At 40.8% G+C, this 17,426-nt stretch carries 19 protein-coding genes and 2 pseudogenes; 17 read left to right on the top strand and 4 right to left on the bottom strand.

The annotated features are described in order from the left end of the window. Positions 1–95: 95 nt before the first annotated feature. The 6 genes and pseudogenes from AB5618_RS01730 to AB5618_RS01705 all read left to right on the top strand — a co-directional run bounded on the left by AB5618_RS01730 (position 96) and on the right by AB5618_RS01705 (position 4,023). Complete coding sequence (locus AB5618_RS01730; RefSeq protein WP_148462144.1) at positions 96–449, top strand: Hpt domain-containing protein; 354 nt, start codon at positions 96–98, stop codon at positions 447–449. Between the two features lie 145 nt (positions 450–594). Continuing rightward, positions 595–723: pseudogene (locus AB5618_RS01725) on the top strand (AzlD domain-containing protein); the annotation flags it as partial. 17 nt (positions 724–740) lie between these two features. Then, positions 741–851, top strand: coding sequence for a DUF6783 domain-containing protein (locus AB5618_RS01720; RefSeq protein ID WP_368366453.1), 111 nt, complete (start codon positions 741–743; stop codon positions 849–851). Positions 852–966: 115 nt separating this feature from the next. Then, a complete protein-coding gene (locus AB5618_RS01715) occupies positions 967–2,145 on the top strand; it encodes a PLP-dependent aspartate aminotransferase family protein (RefSeq protein WP_368366440.1) in 1,179 nt (392 codons plus the stop codon). Next, positions 2,126–3,301 carry a MalY/PatB family protein gene (locus AB5618_RS01710; protein WP_368366439.1) on the top strand — a complete coding sequence of 392 codons (1,176 nt, stop codon included), beginning with the start codon at positions 2,126–2,128 and terminating at the stop codon, positions 3,299–3,301. Before AB5618_RS01715 ends, AB5618_RS01710 begins: the two co-directional genes overlap by 20 nt. 86 nt (positions 3,302–3,387) lie before the next feature. Beyond that, on the top strand, positions 3,388–4,023 hold the full coding sequence (locus tag AB5618_RS01705; protein WP_330661182.1) for a DUF4317 family protein: 636 nt from the start codon (positions 3,388–3,390) through the stop codon (positions 4,021–4,023). 247 nt (positions 4,024–4,270) lie between these two features. On the opposite strand, the gene AB5618_RS01700 is transcribed toward AB5618_RS01705, so the two are convergent. Genes AB5618_RS01700 through AB5618_RS01690 form a run of 3 tightly spaced genes read right to left on the bottom strand, consistent with a single transcriptional unit; the run spans position 4,271 to position 5,673 of the window. Then, positions 4,271–4,720, bottom strand: a complete 450-nt coding sequence (locus tag AB5618_RS01700) for an HD domain-containing protein (RefSeq protein WP_294670883.1) — start codon at positions 4,718–4,720, stop codon at positions 4,271–4,273. A 3-nt stretch (positions 4,721–4,723) separates the two neighbouring features. Beyond that, positions 4,724–5,554: a hypothetical protein gene (locus tag AB5618_RS01695; RefSeq protein ID WP_368366438.1), complete on the bottom strand. Its 831-nt coding sequence runs from the start codon at positions 5,552–5,554 to the stop codon at positions 4,724–4,726. Next, entirely contained in the window at positions 5,530–5,673 is a 144-nt protein-coding gene (locus tag AB5618_RS01690; RefSeq protein WP_368356933.1) for a DUF6783 domain-containing protein, read from the bottom strand. The genes AB5618_RS01695 and AB5618_RS01690 overlap by 25 nt, the downstream gene beginning before the upstream one ends. 217 nt (positions 5,674–5,890) lie before the next feature. Here AB5618_RS01690 and AB5618_RS01685 point away from each other — a divergent pair, with 217 nt between their 5' ends. Genes AB5618_RS01685 through AB5618_RS01675 form a run of 3 tightly spaced genes read left to right on the top strand, consistent with a single transcriptional unit; the run spans position 5,891 to position 8,210 of the window. Next, positions 5,891–7,063, top strand: a complete 1,173-nt coding sequence (locus AB5618_RS01685; RefSeq protein ID WP_226836580.1) for a glycosyltransferase — start codon at positions 5,891–5,893, stop codon at positions 7,061–7,063. After that, positions 7,051–7,779, top strand: a complete 729-nt coding sequence (locus AB5618_RS01680) for a glycosyltransferase family 2 protein (protein WP_195991162.1) — start codon at positions 7,051–7,053, stop codon at positions 7,777–7,779. The genes AB5618_RS01685 and AB5618_RS01680 overlap by 13 nt, the downstream gene beginning before the upstream one ends. Next, the gene (locus tag AB5618_RS01675; RefSeq protein WP_368366437.1) at positions 7,776–8,210 is read left to right on the top strand and encodes a DUF2304 domain-containing protein; all 435 of its coding nucleotides are present in this window, start codon (positions 7,776–7,778) and stop codon (positions 8,208–8,210) included. Before AB5618_RS01680 ends, AB5618_RS01675 begins: the two co-directional genes overlap by 4 nt. 14 nt (positions 8,211–8,224) lie before the next feature. On the opposite strand, the pseudogene AB5618_RS01670 reads toward AB5618_RS01675, so the two are convergent. After that, a pseudogene (locus tag AB5618_RS01670) lies at positions 8,225–8,278 on the bottom strand (DUF6783 domain-containing protein); the annotation flags it as partial. A 51-nt stretch (positions 8,279–8,329) separates the two neighbouring features. Here AB5618_RS01670 and AB5618_RS01665 point away from each other — a divergent pair. From AB5618_RS01665 to AB5618_RS01630, 8 genes are all read left to right on the top strand, one after another. After that, positions 8,330–9,157 (top strand): glycosyltransferase family A protein, encoded by an 828-nt coding sequence (locus AB5618_RS01665; RefSeq protein ID WP_368366436.1) that lies wholly within the window; start codon positions 8,330–8,332, stop codon positions 9,155–9,157. Between the two features lie 20 nt (positions 9,158–9,177). Next, positions 9,178–10,170 carry a glycosyltransferase gene (locus tag AB5618_RS01660; protein WP_148462152.1) on the top strand — a complete coding sequence of 331 codons (993 nt, stop codon included), beginning with the start codon at positions 9,178–9,180 and terminating at the stop codon, positions 10,168–10,170. 89 nt (positions 10,171–10,259) lie between these two features. Further along, positions 10,260–11,138 (top strand): glycosyltransferase family 2 protein, encoded by an 879-nt coding sequence (locus AB5618_RS01655; RefSeq protein ID WP_148462153.1) that lies wholly within the window; start codon positions 10,260–10,262, stop codon positions 11,136–11,138. 106 nt (positions 11,139–11,244) lie between these two features. After that, the gene (locus AB5618_RS01650; protein WP_148462154.1) at positions 11,245–12,039 is read left to right on the top strand and encodes an ABC transporter permease; all 795 of its coding nucleotides are present in this window, start codon (positions 11,245–11,247) and stop codon (positions 12,037–12,039) included. Positions 12,040–12,056: 17 nt separating this feature from the next. Continuing rightward, a complete protein-coding gene (locus tag AB5618_RS01645) occupies positions 12,057–13,358 on the top strand; it encodes an ABC transporter ATP-binding protein (RefSeq protein ID WP_148462155.1) in 1,302 nt (433 codons plus the stop codon). A 16-nt stretch (positions 13,359–13,374) separates the two neighbouring features. Continuing rightward, a complete protein-coding gene (locus tag AB5618_RS01640; protein ID WP_368366435.1) occupies positions 13,375–15,048 on the top strand; it encodes a glycosyltransferase in 1,674 nt (557 codons plus the stop codon). Positions 15,049–15,050: 2 nt separating this feature from the next. After that, positions 15,051–15,947, top strand: a complete 897-nt coding sequence (locus AB5618_RS01635; protein WP_187566109.1) for a glycosyltransferase — start codon at positions 15,051–15,053, stop codon at positions 15,945–15,947. 19 nt (positions 15,948–15,966) lie between these two features. Beyond that, on the top strand, positions 15,967–17,421 hold the full coding sequence (locus AB5618_RS01630) for a glycosyltransferase family 2 protein (protein ID WP_195380266.1): 1,455 nt from the start codon (positions 15,967–15,969) through the stop codon (positions 17,419–17,421). The last annotated feature ends 5 nt before the right edge of the window (positions 17,422–17,426 follow it).

Below are 17,426 nucleotides of genomic sequence, written 5' to 3'. Positions count from 1 at the left end.
TCTAGAAACCTGTGGACAAATTTCTTTCAATTTAATATAATAAAGTGCAGAAAGCAGTTACATAGGGAACCGGAATGAAAATTAAGGAGGCTGGAATGACAATAAAAGAATGTTATGAGAAAGTTGGCTCAGATTACGATGGAGTTCTGAAAAGACTGGGAAGCGAAGCGCTTGTGAAAAGATTTGCGGTGAAATTTCTTAATGATCCAAGTTTTCAGGAGCTGACAGATGGTCTTGCCGCACAGGATGGAGAGAAAGCATTCCGTGCAGCCCATACCCTGAAGGGTGTGTGCCTGAACCTTGGATTTACAGAATTGTATAAGGTCAGTGCAGAGCTTACGGAGGTATTAAGAGGAAGAGAAACCGCAGGAAGTGATGAGCTTTACGCGCAGGTGAAAGAGCAGTACACGACCTTGACAGATGCTATCAGGGAACTGGCCGGTAATTAATGCCTGCTCCTATTCAGCAGATATCATCCCAAGAGATATTTTGTGAACTTCGTTTACAGAAAACCCAAGAAGTACGGTGCGAAAACATGGGAAACATGATTTCTGTGCATCGCGAAGAGTGTAACTATGAAGGAACGGAAGCGGACCTTATGGGCTGCCAGAAGCCATTGCGATTTTGTTTATCGTATTTTTGCATAAGTGGAAAAAGAATACACTGCTTAGTATTGGCGGTGGAACGATTTTGTATATGCTGCTGGTGCAGAGGGTGTTTTAGAGCGTGTTTGAAAAAGTATTCCCGCAAATTGTGACGCACATCTTGCAGAAAGCCTTTTTCAAACACGCTCTGAAATTGGCAATACACAAAATCTAACATATCTAATCAGATATAGCAATATTCTATAACGAACTCAAGGTAAAATGAATTATACAAAATCCTCTTATCTTGCTATGATATGTTCAGACAAAAAAGAGAGAAAACATTTCTCTGAACGCGATCATACGAATCTGGAGGAAAATCATGGCAAGAGGAATCAATACAAAATGTTTACATTTGGAAGAAGAGGAAGGCTGTTGTAACAATTATGGCTCTATCAGTTTTCCGATTTATCAGACAGCAACATATGAGCATCCGGCAGTAGGCCAGAGTACAGGCTTTGACTACAGCAGACTGCAGAACCCGACCAGAGAGCATCTGGAAAAAATTGTAGCAACTTTGGAAAACGGAATCGATGCACTGGCTTTTTCCACTGGAATGGCAGCAATCACTCTGGTAATGGAGCTGTTTAAACCAGGAGACCATCTGATCATAGATGCAGACCTGTACGGCGGAAGCATCCGGCTTTTTGACAATGTTTCTTCGAAAAACGGGATCCATTTTTCCAGAATCGACTGTTGGAAAGAAAATGTGGAAAGTTATGTAAACGAAAACACAAAAGCAATTTATATTGAAACTCCAACCAACCCCATGATGAATGTCACTGATATTGCGGCACTTGCGGAAATTACAAAAAGACATAATCTCCTTCTCATAGTAGACAATACATTTTTATCTCCATATTTCCAGAATCCACTGGAACTGGGAGCGGACATTGTAGTGCACAGCGGAACCAAATTCCTGGGCGGACATAATGATACCTTGGCAGGATTTCTGGTAACCAACAGAGAGGATATCAGCGAAAAGCTTCGTTTTCTTATTAAAACCACAGGCTCCGGCCTGGCTCCTTTTGACAGCTGGCTGATTCTTCGCGGTATCAAAACTCTTGGAATCCGCATGGAGCAGGCACAGAAAAATGCTTTCAAAATTGCAGAATGGCTGAAAACAAAGAGCGCAGTGACCAGAGTAATCTATCCGGGCTTACCAGAACACCCGGGATATGAGATCATGAAAAAGCAGGCCAGAGGATTTGGCTCCATGCTTACCTTCCAGCTGGAAAGCAAGGAGTTTGCCCTTTCTGTTCTGGAAAAAGTGCGGATGATCAAGTTTGCAGAAAGTCTTGGTGGTGTGGAGACGTTGATCACATATCCAACTACCCAGACGCATGCGGATGTGCCGAAGGAGATACGGGAACGCAACGGAATTACAGAGGCAACCCTTCGCCTCTCTGTTGGAATCGAGGATGCCCAGGATCTTCTTGATGAATTTGAAAAAGTATTTGCAGAAACAGAGGAAGAATTATATGGCGGAAAGAAATCTTGATTTTGATAAAGTGATTAACAGAAAAAATACCAGATGTCTGAAATATGATTTTGCAGTAAAAAGGGGCAAGCCGGCAGATGTGCTGCCTCTTTGGGTCGCAGACATGGATTTTGAGACCTCTTCTTATATTGAGGATGCGCTGGTAGAGCGTGCAAAAGAGGGAATTTTCGGATACAGTGAGGTGCAGACCCCTTATTTTGAAATCTTGGCAAACTGGATGAAGCTTCACCACAACTGGGAGATCCAGGAGGACTGGCTGATCAAAACACCAGGAGTTGTTTTTGCCCTGGCGATGGCGGTAAAAGCATATACGCAGCCGGGAGACAGTGTGCTGATCCAACTTCCCGTTTATTATCCTTTTTCAGAGGTTATTCAGGACAATGGCAGAAAAGTAGTGAGCAGCAATCTTTATCAGGGAGAAGACAACCGTTATCACATCGATTTTCAGGATTTTGAGAAGAAAATCGTGGAGGAAAATGTAAAACTGTTTTTCCTGTGCAATCCGCACAATCCGGTGGGAAGAGTGTGGAGCGCAGAAGAATTGGAAAAAATAGGAGATATCTGCGTAAAGAATGGTGTGACCGTTGTCAGTGATGAAATCCATCAGGATTTTGTTTTTAAGGGAAAGCATCAGGTGTTTGCCGGCCTGAAAAAGGAGTTTCAGGATATTTCCATTACCTGCACTTCCCCAAGTAAAACTTTCAATCTTGCAAGTATGATGATTTCCAATATTTTTATTCCCAATCCGGAGCTTCGCCGAAGATTCCGGAAGCAGCTGGATGCGGCAGGAACCAGCCAGCTTGGGGTTCTGGGACTGGTGGCAACAGAGGCTGCTTATTCCAAGGGGGAAGAGTGGTACCAGGCAATGCATGCTTATGTGGAGGCGAATATCAATTACACAAAAGAGTATGTGGAAAAATATCTGCCTGGGGTGAAGATGACAGATCTGGAAGGCACGTATCTGGTGTGGCTGGACTTCCGTGAGACAGGCCTGACTGTTGAGGAACTGGAGGATTTGATCCTTAATAAGGCCAGACTTTGGCTTGACAGTGGAAAGATTTTCGGAAAAGCAGGCGAAGGATTCCAGAGGATTAATGTGGCGTGTCCAAGGGTAACGCTGACGGAGGCGTTGGAGCGGATTAGAAAAGCGTTTTAAATGGAGATATTTTTACTTTCAGTTGTGTATAGCGCATAGGAATGGTAAAATAGAAAAAACATTTTGCGTATACACAGGAGAAAACCATGACCAACAAAATCGACCGTGAAGATATGCTGGCGCTGACCAGGAGGATGAATGTTGCCCGGAGTTCTTTTACAAGGATTGCGGGATGTTATGTGGATAAGGACGGGGACTTTGACGGCAGCTTTAACGTGAATTTTTTAAAGCTGTCTGCCGCAGAAAAGAAGAAAAACATTGAGCTTGCCAAGGTAGTTCCTTTTGCAGCAACAAATGTAAATCTGAAACGTTATGAATTTGCAGATGCAGACAGAAGGCCAGGAACCGTGTGGCAGCTTTTGATGGCAATCCGGGAATGTGGGCTGAAAAACGATGCTCTTATGGACAGCTTCTATGATCTTGTAATGGAGAATTATAAAAGCAGGAGACCTTATGCAGTTTATATTTTCCACGACAGATATGATATTCCGGCAAAGGCAGCAGATAAGGAGCGGCTGGGGGAATCAGAAACTGTTTTTGAATATCTGATCTGTGTAATTTGTCCACTTGCAGATGAATACGAGCCAGGCGAGCCGGAGTGCGGCTTTCTTTTTCCGGCATATACAGATGGAGGCGCAGACCTGAACCATGTTGCCGTGTTCCAGAAGGATGCAGACAGACCGCATCTGGAACTGGTGAGGTCGATTTTGCGGGTGAAATAATAAAAATTTAACATTGGCTTTTGCAAAATATAAAAAAGGTACCCTATTATAATTGATATCAATATAATAGAGTACCTTTTTACATAGTCTGGAGTACGTTCACAAAAAGGTTCGCTGCAAGATTTCCATCACACTGGGTGAAAGATTTCGCCTGGATAACAGCATCATAGTAGTCTATACAGGTGAAGCTGGAAAAAACATGCTGAAAATTGGGCTTTGTAGCTTATAAGAATGAGTGTGCTTTCATTTAGGATATTTCCTCATATTCTCGTATAATCTTTTTCGCTGCTGCATACTTCGTCCGCCAGTGCTTCAGCTGCATTGGATCCGGCGTGACGGAAGAAAGTCGCGTTTCATCTGAATTATGGGCGAGATCCGCAATCTTTACCTTACGAGCCAGCGGATTTTCGCAAAGTCTGCGCACATAATCCAGGTAATCATCGGAAGGAGCGTGTGTAAGCAGCTGGACTGCTTCTGTGATCTCTCTTGGAAATTCTGCTTCCAGATCAGAAAGAGTCAGGGCAGTATCTTCCAGAACGTCATGAAGCAGGGCAATGCAGGTGGTAGTTTCATCTGTCATTTGTTCTGCAAGATGAACCGGGTGAAGAATATAAGGAACCCCACTCTGGTCGTATTGCCCTTCGTGTGCTTTATATGCAATTTTTATGGCTTTTATGGTTAAGGGGGTATAGACCATAGTTTATTCTGCAGGTGCAGCCTCCGTGTCTGTATTTAATGGAGTGAAAGCTGCCAGAATTTCATCTGCTTCTGCTGTGGTATCTGTGGTGTATGATAAAATAATGGAGACAAACTTTCCTCCCTGTTTGCGGGTACAATATTTCTGAAGAATTTCATAGTCATTGACTGCCACACTTGTTTCCATAACACGGAAATCCTGCCCGGCAATCTGTATATCTGTCACATCTGAATAAGTATAGCCCATCCCGGTAGCATCCAACATCTGCTGTGCAGCCAGAAAATACTGGTCAACAGTCATATTCTCCAGAGAAGCATCCTCAACAACTAAGGAAACATTAGGAAAACCGGAGATGGAGGAAGCCATCATTTCATAAACTGTGCCGGACAAAGCATCCTCTCCAAGTTCCACCCCGGAAGATTCCTCCAGAGTAGTCTGGCCCTGCTTCATAACAGACTGAAGCTCTTCCTCTGTATTCATGACTACTGTTTCCGGCGGTGTGAATTTCAGATTCAGCCACTCACTCTGAAAATCAGTGTCTGTGATGGTGCCTTTTTCATAAGGGGTATCAGAAGTATCTGTGGCACTCTGGGAACTGTCCTTGATATCAGCGGAAGCTTCAGTGGTATTCTGAACGCTGTCAGAAGTATCGGCTGTCTCCTGTGCAGTGCCATCAGTGCTGCCCGCTGATGCCTCTTGTTTATTATCTGCATTTGTCGTATCTGCTGTATCAGCTGTCTGTGAGGTCTCCTCTGCCAGTACTGGAACAACAGCACCGGTGCAAAGGGAAAAAGCCAGCACAGCTGGTATTAGTAAGCTCTTTTTTCTTCGCATGAATTCGGTATCCTCCTAAGATTTATGATGCCAGAAAAGTTTGATGCATTCATTGAATAAAGAGGGGGATAAAATATCCCACAAATTGTGACGCACATTTTGCAGAAAGCCTTTTTCAAACATGCTCTGATGTCGTGAAACTATTATAGCAAATTCGAAATTACTTTCCTAGTGATAAAAGGTAGAAAAAAACGTGAAAAAATTGTGAAGGGTTACTGTTCGCTGGTGATTTACTGTGGGGAGTTGCGTTTCCTGTCATATTTCGTTATAATAAAAAGCAAAGACCCAAAAACAGATTTTTACCGATTGACAACTTATTATACAAGGAGTTTCTATATGAGCTTTTGGAATACCCTGAAACAGAAATTACGAAGCTTTATTCCGGTAAGCCGCACCTATATGGACAATAAGCTGCGTGAACTGGAAAAAGAGAATAGACGCCAGGAAAAAATTCTCCTGGAGCTTCAGAAAAACAGCCAGTCCATGCTGGAACTGAAGGATTATGTGTCACAGGAGCTACATCGCCGGGACGACTGGGGAAAACTGGCTGCACAGGTGAAGCGTGAAGCGAAAGACCGCCAGATCTGGGTGATCAAATGTCCTGCTCCTGAGGAAAAAAAGATCCGTTGGGGCGATTATGCGTATGCCGTTGCCTTGAAACGTTATCTGGATCGAATGGGAATGTACACTATAATTGACCTGCACGAAGACTGGGACTGTGAAGTAAACGCAGATGTGGTTCTTGTACTTCGAGGCTGCGAATTTTACCGTCCGGATCGCCGGAACACCAAATGCCTCTACATTATGTGGAATATCAGCCACCCGGAGATGGTTACCCAAGAAGAATACCAGCTCTATGATATTGTATGCGTAGGTTCCCGCCATTATGCCAGGGAGCTTCAGGCGAAGCTTACGGTTCCTGTTTATCCATTGCTTCAGTGTACAGACACTGAGCTTTTTTACCCGGATCAGGAAGCTGAATGCAGCCGTGGAAAAGATTATTTATTTATTGGAAATTCCCGTGGTGTGGCCCGCCCCTGTGTATTATGGGCAGCACAGGATAAGCTTCCGCTGAAAATCTGGGGTGCCGGCTGGAAAGCTATGCTGGGGCCAGATAAGACCATGGTACAGGATGTTTTTATCGAAAACAGCCAGATTCCCGCCCTTTACCGAAGTGCCCGCGTCACCTTGAACGACCACTGGAAAGACATGCTGGATTACCAGTTTGTGAATAATCGCATTTTCGATGCCCTGGCCTGCGGTCTCCCGGTAATATCTGACTGCTGCGATGAGCTCAGGGAAATCTTTCCGGAAGCAGTGCTGTACTATAGCAATAAAGAAGAATTCCACCAGTGCGTGAAGAAAATTGAGAACAACTATGAAGAAGTGAAAGCAAAAGTCGACGAGCAGTGGCCGCTGATTAAGGAGAAATATTCCTTTGAGGCGAGAGCGCGGGAACTGGTGGAGATTGTGGAGAAACACAGAACGGAGAATTCATGGCCTCAATAAAAACAATATCAAAAATTCTGATCATTATACCAGCTTACAATGAAGCTGGATGCATAGAAAAGGTAGTAGATAATTTGGAAAGGAATTATCCTCAATATGATTACGTGGTGATCAATGATGGCTCCACCGATGATACCCGTAAGATATGTGCCCGCCGCGGTTATAATTTCATGGATCTTCCTGTAAACACCGGGCTTTCCGGCGCGATCAAAAGCGGTATGCGCTATGCGAACTATTATGGATATGATTACGTTCTCCAGCTGGACGGCGATGGTCAGCATGATCCAAAGTATATAGAGGATATGATTACGGAGATGGAGCGGACCGGTTGTGACATTGTGATCGGGTCCAGATTTAAAACCCAGCGGAAGCCTGTTAATTCCAGAATGATTGGAAGCCAGCTGCTTACCTACGCCATCATGATAACCACAGGCGGGAAATATATTGGAGATGTAACTTCCGGAATGCGCCTTTTTAATAAGCGCATGATCAAACGCTTTGGCTACGATATCAATTACAGTCCGGAACCGGATACCCTGGCATACCTTTTGAATTGCGGGGTAAAGATTGAAGAAGTGCAGGTAGAAATGCACGAGCGAATTGCCGGAACCAGCTACCTGGATTTTAAAAATTCCATTTGGTATATGATGAAAATGTTCTTTTCTATTTTTATTTTTCAATGGGTGCGTAAACGAGAGAAAGGAGACAAAAAATGAGCGACACGCTGAAAGGTTTACTTATTATTGCCTCTGTTCTGACTGTTGGATGGATTCTTCGAAAAATCCGAAAAAATAAAGTCAAAATGGAGGACGCTATTTTCTGGATCTTTTTTGCAGTCATTTTACTTTTGCTGGCAATCTTTCCGGAAATTTCCTATGAATTGTGTCGTATATTCGGAATTATGTCACCAAGTAATCTGGTGTTTCTGGTGATCATTTTCCTGCTGGTAGAGAAAATATTTACTTTATCTATAATCGTGTCTCAGCTGGAAGATAAAATTGGGGTCTTATCCGCAGAAGTGGCTCTTCGCTCCAAAGCTGAGAATAAGAAGATTGATAAAGTGGATGAGAAAGAGATGCTATTGGAACGGGAAGAAGTAGAAAAGCAGGAGATAGAGGCTGAAATTGGTATTGGAGAGGGAAGATGACTAATGGTTTCCTTGAAAATCATTCCAGCAATCTGTACTCCCCACTTTGGGGGATATTTTGCAGAAAGCCTTTTTCAAACATGTTCTGGAATGAATATATCTAAAAGTTTATAGAGAAAATGAAAAATATGGGATTAAAGAATTTTGATAATAGTAATAAAATAAATCTTCATACATTTGCAGTATGCGCGTACGGTGAGAGTCCGTATTTGGAAGAATGTATACAGTCCCTTCTGGCACAGAAAGTCAGAACCAGAATTCTGATTGCGACTTCGACACCTAATCCATATATATATGGAATTGGCGAGAAGTATGGAATACCTGTTTATATAAACTATGGTGAAAAAGGTCTGGCCGGAGACTGGAATTTTGCCTACAGCTGTGCAACAACACCGCTTGTAACCCTCGCTCATCAGGATGACAGATATTATGTAAACTATACGGAGGATGTACTGGCAGCTGCGAAGAAATGTCGTCATCCTCTTATTATTTTTACAGACTATAATGAACTTCGAAATGGAAAAACGGTGACAACTAACCGGCTTCTTAAGGTGAAACGTCTGCTTCTGACTCCTCTGAAACTGACTTGCTTTTGGAAAAACCGTTTTGTTCGAAGGAGAATTCTCTCCATAGGATCGGCTATCTGTTGCCCTGCAGTCACCCTTGTAAAAGAAAATCTGGACAGTTTTTCCTTTAAAAATAACATGAAAAGCAACATTGACTGGCAGGCATGGGAAGAAATTTCCAGGCGAAAAGGCGAGTTTGCATACACTGCAAGGGCAGGAATGGAGCACCGGATCCATCAGGAATCCACAACCTCGGAACTGATTGAGGAAAACGGAAGAAGAGCGGAAGACTTATATATGTTCCGGAAATTTTGGCCGGGGTGGGTTGCGAAAATGATTGAGAAGGTTTACCAGAAGAGTGAAGAATCTAATGAGGTGTGAAGAGAATTAAGGAGAAAATCATGCCGGAAGTATCTGTCATTATTCCAGTATATAATAGTGAAAAATATGTAGAAAAATGTATCTGCTCGGTTATGGCGCAGACTTTACCCGAACTGGAAATCATTATAATCAATGATGGGAGTATAGATGAAAGCGGGAAAATTCTGCGTAAATTGGCGCAGAAAGACAGCCGGATTATTCTGTTAGAACAGGAAAATAAAGGCGTGGCAGCAGCCAGAAACCTGGGTGTAGAGAAAGCGACCGGAAAATACCTTACATTTGTGGATGGAGACGATTACCTGCAGGAAGACTATATTGAAAAAATGTACAGTCTTGCGGAAAAAGAAACTCTTGATATGGTAATATGTGGCCTGACTTATGTGGACGAAGGTGGAAAAGAGCTGAATAAGATTATTCCGGGTGTGTATAAACGTTTGGAAAATGAGGAGTGGACATTCCGAATTTCAGCAGTATGTTCCCATTTATACAAACGGGAACTGTGGGAAAAGTATGACGTGAAATTTCAAAGCGGTGAGCGAGGGGAGGATATGCCGGTTTCTTTGTTTTTTTCTGCTGTATGTCCAAGAATCGCTACCTTGCCGGAATGCGGGTATTATTATGTGCAGCACGCATCGTCAGCGATTCACAATTTCAAAGGTTTGGAAAAATACTCTCTTCCGTATAAAGGCCTGGAAAATACTTTAACCAGAGTAAATAAAATTGGAATTCAGAACAGTCCGGAATTCTATGAGCTGTTTGTTATGAGGATTTTTGCAACCTGTCTGTTTCAGCTCGCCCCGGGAGCAAGATGGGAGAAAATCAGGGAATTGTGCGATTATATCAGCTGTACGGTAAATATGTATTTTCCAGCTTATTGGAAAAACAGTAAAGCAAAGCTAAATGCAAAGGTGGACATTCCATTTACGCAGAAAGCAGCAGTAAAAGTATTGATTCTTTTATTAAAAACGAAACTTCTTAGGCCCTTTGGCTGGCTGATCAGTAAAAAAAAATAACAAAAAAGATTGTGTGGCGTGCTATTTCCAATGCTTCATATTTTAAATGTTGAAGTAAAATTTCAGTAGAAATATTAAGAGGAAAACAAATGGAATACGTAAGCTTTGTGATATTACATTATAAAGATTATTCAGTAACGGATACCTGTGTCAGGTCTATATTGGCAATGGAACAGCAGGAACGTATCCGGATTGTGATCGTAGACAACGACATTCAGAAAAAAGAAAAAGACAGACAGGAACTGCTCCAAAAATATCAGGGGAATTCCAGAATCAAGGTTTTGCAGATAAAAGAAAATGGCGGCTTTTCTTATGCAAATAATCAAGGGTATCAGTACGCCAGAGAACATTTTGGGAAAAGCTATATCATTGTTTTGAATAATGACATTGAATTTACACAAAAAGACTTTATCAGCAGACTGGAAAAAAGTTATGTAAATAATCAATGCTATGTTCTGGGTCCCGATGTGATCAGGCAGAGTACCGGTGAACATCAGAACCCAATGGATACCAGACTTAGAACCAAAGAAGAAGCAGAATATACTATAAAAATGAACCGCCTGGCGTTACGTTTTTATCCAGTCATGTATCCTGTTGTTTACCATATGCTTCAAAAAGCGGAAAAAAACAAGATAGAAAATCAGAAACAACACATGACACTTTATAGTCAGCTTCAGAAAAATATTGTCCCTTTTGGCGCCTGTCTTATTTTTACTCCATCATTTGTCGAAAAAGAAGAAAAAGCCTTTGAGCCGGAAACCCGGTTTTTCTACGAAGAATATATACTGGCGCTGCGCTGTCAGCGAAAAGGCTATAATATTGTGTATGATCCTTCCATGTCGGTGAAACATGAAAGCGGTGCAGCAACCAAGAAAAGCTATGGGACAGAAAAGAAGCGGATTCGGTTTATGATGGAGAAGACTGTGGGGGCGTGTGAGGTTTATTTGGAGATGCTGGGAGAAGAGTAAGTCTGAGAGATACTTTTTCATGTGGTTTTCTTGCGTTTTATATACATATATGATAAGATAACTTCGATTTAAAAGGACAAATATTTGAAATGATCAGGTGGAATACATGAAAAAATGGTGTGAGAAATTGAAAGGAAATTTATTTTTTGTTAGTCAGTTTGCATTGGATGATTTTAAAACAAAATATGCCGGTTCTGTGTTGGGATTTTTCTGGGCATTTGTTCAGCCGGTTATTACGGTATTAATATACTGGTTCATCTTTCAGATTGGATTCAAAAATGGAGATGTAGACGGCTATCCATTCATATTATGGCTGGTATCCGGCTTATTGCCATGGTTTTTTGTAAGTGATTCTATTACAAATGCAACTTCAAGCTTAGTAGAATACAGTTATCTTGTAAAAAAGGTTTTGTTTAATATTAATATATTGCCAGTTGCAAGAGTTGTATCTGTGTTTTTTGTACAATTATTTTTAATTGGTTTTACAGCGATATTATTTATCGTATATGGACAGATGCCAAGTGTGTATTGGTTACAGTTAGTTTATTATATTGTCTACATGCTTCTTGTATGCATTGGAATATCGTATTTCACTGCATCACTTTTTGTTTTTTTTAGGGATGTCGTTCAAATCGTATCCATTGTTCTACAGATTGTTTTCTGGATAACACCGATTGTATGGCAGATGAGTATTTTTGATGAAAAGGTACAGTGGGCACTGAACTTTAATCCTTTGTTTTATCCGGTACGAGGCTATCGTGACGCATTGATGAGTGGAAAATGCTTTTGGGAATATGGATTCGGATGGAATTTGTATTATTGGCTGATTGCGTTGGCTTTTTGTTTAATAGGAATGAGCTGCTTCAAAAAATTAAAACAGCATTTTGCTGACGTATTATAGAAGTGAGGATATTAGGAATGCAAAATTATGCAGTGAATATAGAAAATTTGAATAAAACATATCGCTTATATAATAAACCGTCTGATCGTGTAAAGGAAGCGTTAGGCTTTGGCAAGAAGCAGAGTAAAACTTTTGAGGCGCTTAAGGATGTAAGCTTCAATGTGAAAAAAGGCGAGACAGTGGGGATTATCGGAACGAATGGTGCCGGTAAATCTACTTTGCTGAAAATTGTAACCGGAGTTTTAAGTCCGACAGCAGGAAATATTCAGATAGAAGGTAAGGTTTCTGCTTTATTGGAACTTGGAGCTGGCTTTAATGAAGAATATTCTGGAATAGAAAATATATATTTGAATGGCCGTATGATGGGTTATTCACGTAAGGAAATGGATGAGCGCCTTAACGGAATCGTAGAATTTGCGGATATTGGAGACTTTATCAATCAGCCGGTGAAAACTTACTCAAGCGGTATGTTTGCACGTTTGGCTTTCGCAGTTGCGATTAATGTGGAACCAGATATTCTTATTGTAGATGAAGCACTGAGTGTTGGAGACATTTTCTTCCAGAACAAGTGTTTTAAAAAATTTGATGAGTTAAAACGAAATGGCGTTACGATTCTTTTTGTATCTCATGATATCGGAAGTGTACGCCAGATGTGTTCCAGAGTTTTATGGCTTGATCATGGTACGGTCAGAGCCTTTGGCGAAGCTGCGCATATTTGTGATATGTATATGGACGAAAAGCGAAAATCAGCAGAATATGTGGCCGGACATATTCAGGATGAAGTTGCAGGGAATGTCTTCATGGAAAAAATTGATGAAGAGAGAAAATATCCCAAGATCAGTTTTGTGGAGGATCGTTTTCACAATGACAGTGTGGCAATCCGTTCTCTGTTTTTTACAGATTCCGAAGATAAAGCGGTAAATCGACTGTACGTTGATAAAACTTATCGAACTCATGTAGTAATTGAGTGTATGAAAGATGCACCAAGCCTGATTGTTGGATTTGTGTTGGAGAATAACAAAGGACTTCCTCTGTTTGATATTAACAATTTTATTAATCAGGGCGAAGTGGTCAACGGAAAGAAAAATGACATTATTGAGATCGTGTACGAATATACATTGCCGCGTATCATGAATGGTGTTTATCTGGTAGGAGCAGCGGTAGGTCAGGGTACACAGTCTAAGCATGAAATGCTTACCTGGCTTCATGGTATTATGGAACTGGAAGTCGTAAATCAAGGTTACAATTCTTCTTATATTGAAATTCCAAGCAAGATCAGAGCCTTTTCTAATCGACAGGAAAATGTAATGTTTTTATAGAATTTGTGGGTAAAATATGGATATTGTAATTGTTACATATAATTCTGAAAAATGGATAAAAAGGTGCCTGGATTCTCTGCTGAAGGCAAAGGCACTTTCTTCAGATCTGAAGTTGTTTTTTGTGGATAATCATTCCAGTGATCAGACGGTAGAATTGCTGACTGCTTATAAAAAGAAATACGACTTCAGCCGTTTTGAGATTATTCAGCAGGAACAGAATCAGGGTTTTGGAAATGCTAATAATCTGGGAGCATCCTTTGGAAAGGATGAAATTGTTTGCTTTTTGAACGTTGATACAGAGGTATTCGAAGATACTTTTAAGCGGCTGGAAGAGATAATTGCAGAGTCATCGAAAGAAATCGGAGCCTGGGAATTCAGACAGCTGCCATATGAGCATCCCAAAATTTATGATCCTGTTACTGGCATTACAAGTTGGATGTCCGGAGCAGCATTTGCAGTACGCAGAGAAATTTTTGAAAAACTTCAGGGGTTTGATAAAAATATTTTTATGTATGCGGAGGACGTGGATTTCAGTTGGCGTCTGAGAGCATCCGATTACAAAATTAAATATTGTCCGACTGTGAAAATAATGCATTATTCGTACGAAAGCATTGGAGCGGTGAAGCCGGCGCAGTATGTAAATTCTCTGATTAATAATCTGCTGCTGCGATATCGTTTTGGCAGCTTTTCCGATGTGATGAGAGGCTATTTTCAGTTTGCAATAGTGTTTTTTTTACATCGGGCCCCCTATCCGGGAGCGAAAAAACAATTGCTTCAGGCTTTTGCGGCACATTTTTCACGTATCTCTTCTTTTAATAATAAAAGTTATGCCAGGGCGCAGGTGGGACAGTTCCTGGAGTGGGATTATGAAATTACGCGTGACAATAAAATCCAAACACAGAAGGATTGTGAATTTTGTCCTTTGGTTTCCATTATTGTGCGAACCTGTCAGCGTGCAGAAGTTTTAAGAGAAGCGTTGATCAGCATCCGAAATCAGACGTATTCCAATATAGAGGTTATAGTGGTGGAAGATGGTGAGGCTTCTGCTGAAAAAATGATCGTAGAAGAATTTTCAGATTTGAATATCCGATATTATTCCACCGGAAAGAAAGCCGGACGTTCAGAAGCGGGAAATCTTGCATTATCGAAAGCAGCCGGGGAATATATTAATTTTCTGGACGATGATGATATCTTTTTTGCGGATCATGTAGAAACCCTGGTACAGGCTTTGGCGCAGAACAGAAAATATCTTGCAGCATATGCATTTGGATTTGAGACTCCGGTTGTTGTAGAAAGCACCTCTCCGTACAAATACCATATTAAAGCTTATAATAAGCGATATACGACTGCATTTGATGAAGTAGAGCTGTGTTATCATAATTTTATACCAATACAATGCATTATGTTCTCGAGACGTCTTTATGAAGAATTTGGGGGCTTTGACAGCTCAATGGATTATCTGGAGGACTGGGATTTATGGGTAAGGTATGCGCAAAGGACAAAGTATATTTGTGTGGAAAAAACAACATCTTTGTATAGAGTTCCTTTTGAACAGAAGATTCAGAAAGAACGACAGCATCAATTAGACGAGGCATTAAAAACAGTGCGAAAAAAACACGAATCCTATGAGATTCCTGTGAGTGCAGCAAGACTGGCTGTATATGGAAAAAAACGAATATGGGAGAAATAATAATGAAATTACAAATTCAATCTGTAATTTATGGAAATCAGGTAGACGCTTTGGTGAAAGCAATGAAAGCCCTTCAGCAGGCTGTAAAAGTCTATCACAGACGCGTGGGAGATCTGCAGGTGAGGCTTATTTATGGTGACTCTACACCAACTCCTGTTCTGGATGAAAAAACACAGAAAGATATCCGTGAAATGCTGAAGGCGGAAATTGAATTTGAATATAAAGTATTTGGATTTAATTCCGGAACTGCCAAAGGTCATAATCTGATGGCTGAGAATACAGATGCTGATATTATGATGATCATGAATCCAGATGTTATTTTGGAGCCAACCTGTCTGTGTAAGCTGATGGAACCTCTTAAACTGAAAGAGGTTGGAATGGTGGAGGCAAGACAGACTCCGCTGGAGCATGCAAAGGAATATAATACAAAAACAGGAGAAACGGAATGGGCATCTACTGCCTGTACTGTGTTTAAAACAGAGGTATACAATAAAATAAATGGTTTTGATGCAGAAACCTTCTTTTTATATTGTGATGACCTGGATTTTTCCTGGCGTGTGCGCTTGGCTGGTTATAAAATCATTTATATGCCATCCGCTATTGTATATCATGCTAAAAATCTGTCCTTATCAGGAACCTGGCAGCCTACATCCGCAGAAATATATTATTCTGCAGAAGCAGCCATGCTTCTTGCCTATAAATGGTCAAATCCGGAAAGGGCAGAAAAGCTTTGCCAGCAGTATCTGACTCATGGTGGTGAAAGCGAAAAAAAAGCAGCGCAGGAATATCGTAAAAGAGAAAAAGAGGGTACTTTACCCCAAATGATAGATCCAGAACATAAAATCGGAAGATTTTTAGGGGATGAATATTGTAAGATGCGATTTAAGTTTAATCACTAATTGCTTTGAGGAAATGAGTATGAATAATAAAAATAATAATAGTTGGAAAGATATTATTGGTGAATTTTCAGCGAACAGTAATGTTGGGCTGTATTTAAAAGGATTAGAGCATTTAAATACAGAAGAAAACCAGAAATTATACGAAGAGAAATATCTTCCTGTCATTCAAGGTGAAAAAAAGGAAAATTCTCCTTTTTTAAGCGTTATTATCCGTACGCAGGGAAAGAGAGAGCAGGGATTGCGCGAAGCCCTGCTGTGTCTGCAGGCGCAGGAATGCCAGGACTTTGAAATATTATTGATTGCGCATAAAGCTGATGAAGAACATGGTAAGTTGATCGAAGAAATTCTGGAAGATCAGGAAGAGGAATTCAGAAAGAAAATAAGATTCTTTCGTCTGAATGAAGGAACCAGAACAACTCCGCTGAATTATGGTTTTTCCCATGCGTGGGGCAAGTATGCAGCTGTTTTTGATGATGATGATATTCTTTTCTCAAACTGGGTAGAGGAATTTAAAAAGTGTGCAGAAGAAAACGAGGGCCGTATTCTTCATTCTTTTGCATTTGCACAGGACTGGGAAAATCTGGAAAAACTGGGATATTGTGCAGTGGCTGCTCCGTCTGCAAACTACTGTGTTCCCTTTAATTTGATCAATCAGTTATCTGTTAACAGATGCCCATTGATGACTCTGGCGTTTCCTGTAAATATTTTTCAGAAGGCAGGAATTATATTCAACGAAAGCCTTAATGTGACAGAAGATTGGGAATATTTTATGAGAACCGCTTTTTTATGCGGCGTTTCCGATATTGAAGCACCGACAGCAATCTACAGATTCTGGAAAAACATTGAAACATCTGCCACCTTGCATGATCAGGAAAATTGGGATGCAACGTATCATTCTGTACAAGAGACTTACAACAGTCAGAATATTATTCTGCCGGCAGGAAATATCAGAAGAATCATAGAGCTGTCAACAGCTGGTGCAGCTCAGAATCTTGTAAATGCCAATGGCGAAATGGTAAGTCAACTTTTCTTCAGTAAAGGTGAAAGGTTTAGCAATAATCAGGTGATTCAGGCCGTGAATAAGGCAGAAGCACCGCAATTTGACATCTGGTTTCTATTTGAAGAAAAAACAAATGATTTAACAGCAATGCGATTCGATTTATGTGAAGAAGGACTGTTTATGCTGAAAAATTTCAGTGTGGATATCTGGTTTACAAACGGAGAGAAAAAAGTACTTACGTTAGAGGATTGTGTACATAACGGCCTGGAGACGAAAGAGGGAGTATTTTTCATTAACTCAGATCCGGAAATCGTGTGGGAACTTAAAGATGAAAGACTGCTCGATGTTGTGAATGTGAAAGGGGAATTTGAACGGCGGGTGAAAACCAAAGGATGGGTGAATACGCTGCTGAATATTTTCCCGTTGAAAAAATGTTTTAAAAAGAGAAAACTGCATAACAAAGGATATTTTTAGATTAG

Origin of the sequence: Ruminococcus sp. J1101004sp1_RTP21198st1_B9_RTP21198_201120, from assembly GCF_040924245.1 — a bacterium.
In the GTDB taxonomy this organism is placed as follows: Bacteria; Bacillota; Clostridia; order Lachnospirales; family Lachnospiraceae; genus Blautia_A; species Blautia_A faecis.
The sequence above is the reverse complement of the archived record's forward strand: the minus strand, read 5'-3'. Positions and strand labels throughout refer to the sequence as shown.

What these genes read in the sequence shown, in the direction of transcription:
- AB5618_RS01730 (WP_148462144.1), top strand. Translation starts at nt 96, where the DNA reads ATGACAATAAAAGAATGTTATGAGAAAGTTGGCTCAGATTACGATGGA.
- AB5618_RS01710 (WP_368366439.1), top strand. Translation starts at nt 2,126, where the DNA reads ATGGCGGAAAGAAATCTTGATTTTGATAAAGTGATTAACAGAAAAAAT.
- AB5618_RS01665 (WP_368366436.1), top strand. Translation starts at nt 8,330, where the DNA reads ATGAAAAATATGGGATTAAAGAATTTTGATAATAGTAATAAAATAAAT.
- AB5618_RS01675 (WP_368366437.1), top strand. Translation starts at nt 7,776, where the DNA reads ATGAGCGACACGCTGAAAGGTTTACTTATTATTGCCTCTGTTCTGACT.
- AB5618_RS01680 (WP_195991162.1), top strand. Translation starts at nt 7,051, where the DNA reads ATGGCCTCAATAAAAACAATATCAAAAATTCTGATCATTATACCAGCT.
- AB5618_RS01635 (WP_187566109.1), top strand. Translation starts at nt 15,051, where the DNA reads ATGAAATTACAAATTCAATCTGTAATTTATGGAAATCAGGTAGACGCT.
- AB5618_RS01640 (WP_368366435.1), top strand. Translation starts at nt 13,375, where the DNA reads ATGGATATTGTAATTGTTACATATAATTCTGAAAAATGGATAAAAAGG.
- AB5618_RS01650 (WP_148462154.1), top strand. Translation starts at nt 11,245, where the DNA reads ATGAAAAAATGGTGTGAGAAATTGAAAGGAAATTTATTTTTTGTTAGT.
- AB5618_RS01655 (WP_148462153.1), top strand. Translation starts at nt 10,260, where the DNA reads ATGGAATACGTAAGCTTTGTGATATTACATTATAAAGATTATTCAGTA.
- AB5618_RS01630 (WP_195380266.1), top strand. Translation starts at nt 15,967, where the DNA reads ATGAATAATAAAAATAATAATAGTTGGAAAGATATTATTGGTGAATTT.
- AB5618_RS01685 (WP_226836580.1), top strand. Translation starts at nt 5,891, where the DNA reads ATGAGCTTTTGGAATACCCTGAAACAGAAATTACGAAGCTTTATTCCG.
- AB5618_RS01705 (WP_330661182.1), top strand. Translation starts at nt 3,388, where the DNA reads ATGACCAACAAAATCGACCGTGAAGATATGCTGGCGCTGACCAGGAGG.
- AB5618_RS01700 (WP_294670883.1), bottom strand. Translation starts at nt 4,720, where the DNA reads ATGGTCTATACCCCCTTAACCATAAAAGCCATAAAAATTGCATATAAA.
- AB5618_RS01645 (WP_148462155.1), top strand. Translation starts at nt 12,057, where the DNA reads ATGCAAAATTATGCAGTGAATATAGAAAATTTGAATAAAACATATCGC.
- AB5618_RS01715 (WP_368366440.1), top strand. Translation starts at nt 967, where the DNA reads ATGGCAAGAGGAATCAATACAAAATGTTTACATTTGGAAGAAGAGGAA.
- AB5618_RS01660 (WP_148462152.1), top strand. Translation starts at nt 9,178, where the DNA reads ATGCCGGAAGTATCTGTCATTATTCCAGTATATAATAGTGAAAAATAT.
- AB5618_RS01695 (WP_368366438.1), bottom strand. Translation starts at nt 5,554, where the DNA reads ATGCGAAGAAAAAAGAGCTTACTAATACCAGCTGTGCTGGCTTTTTCC.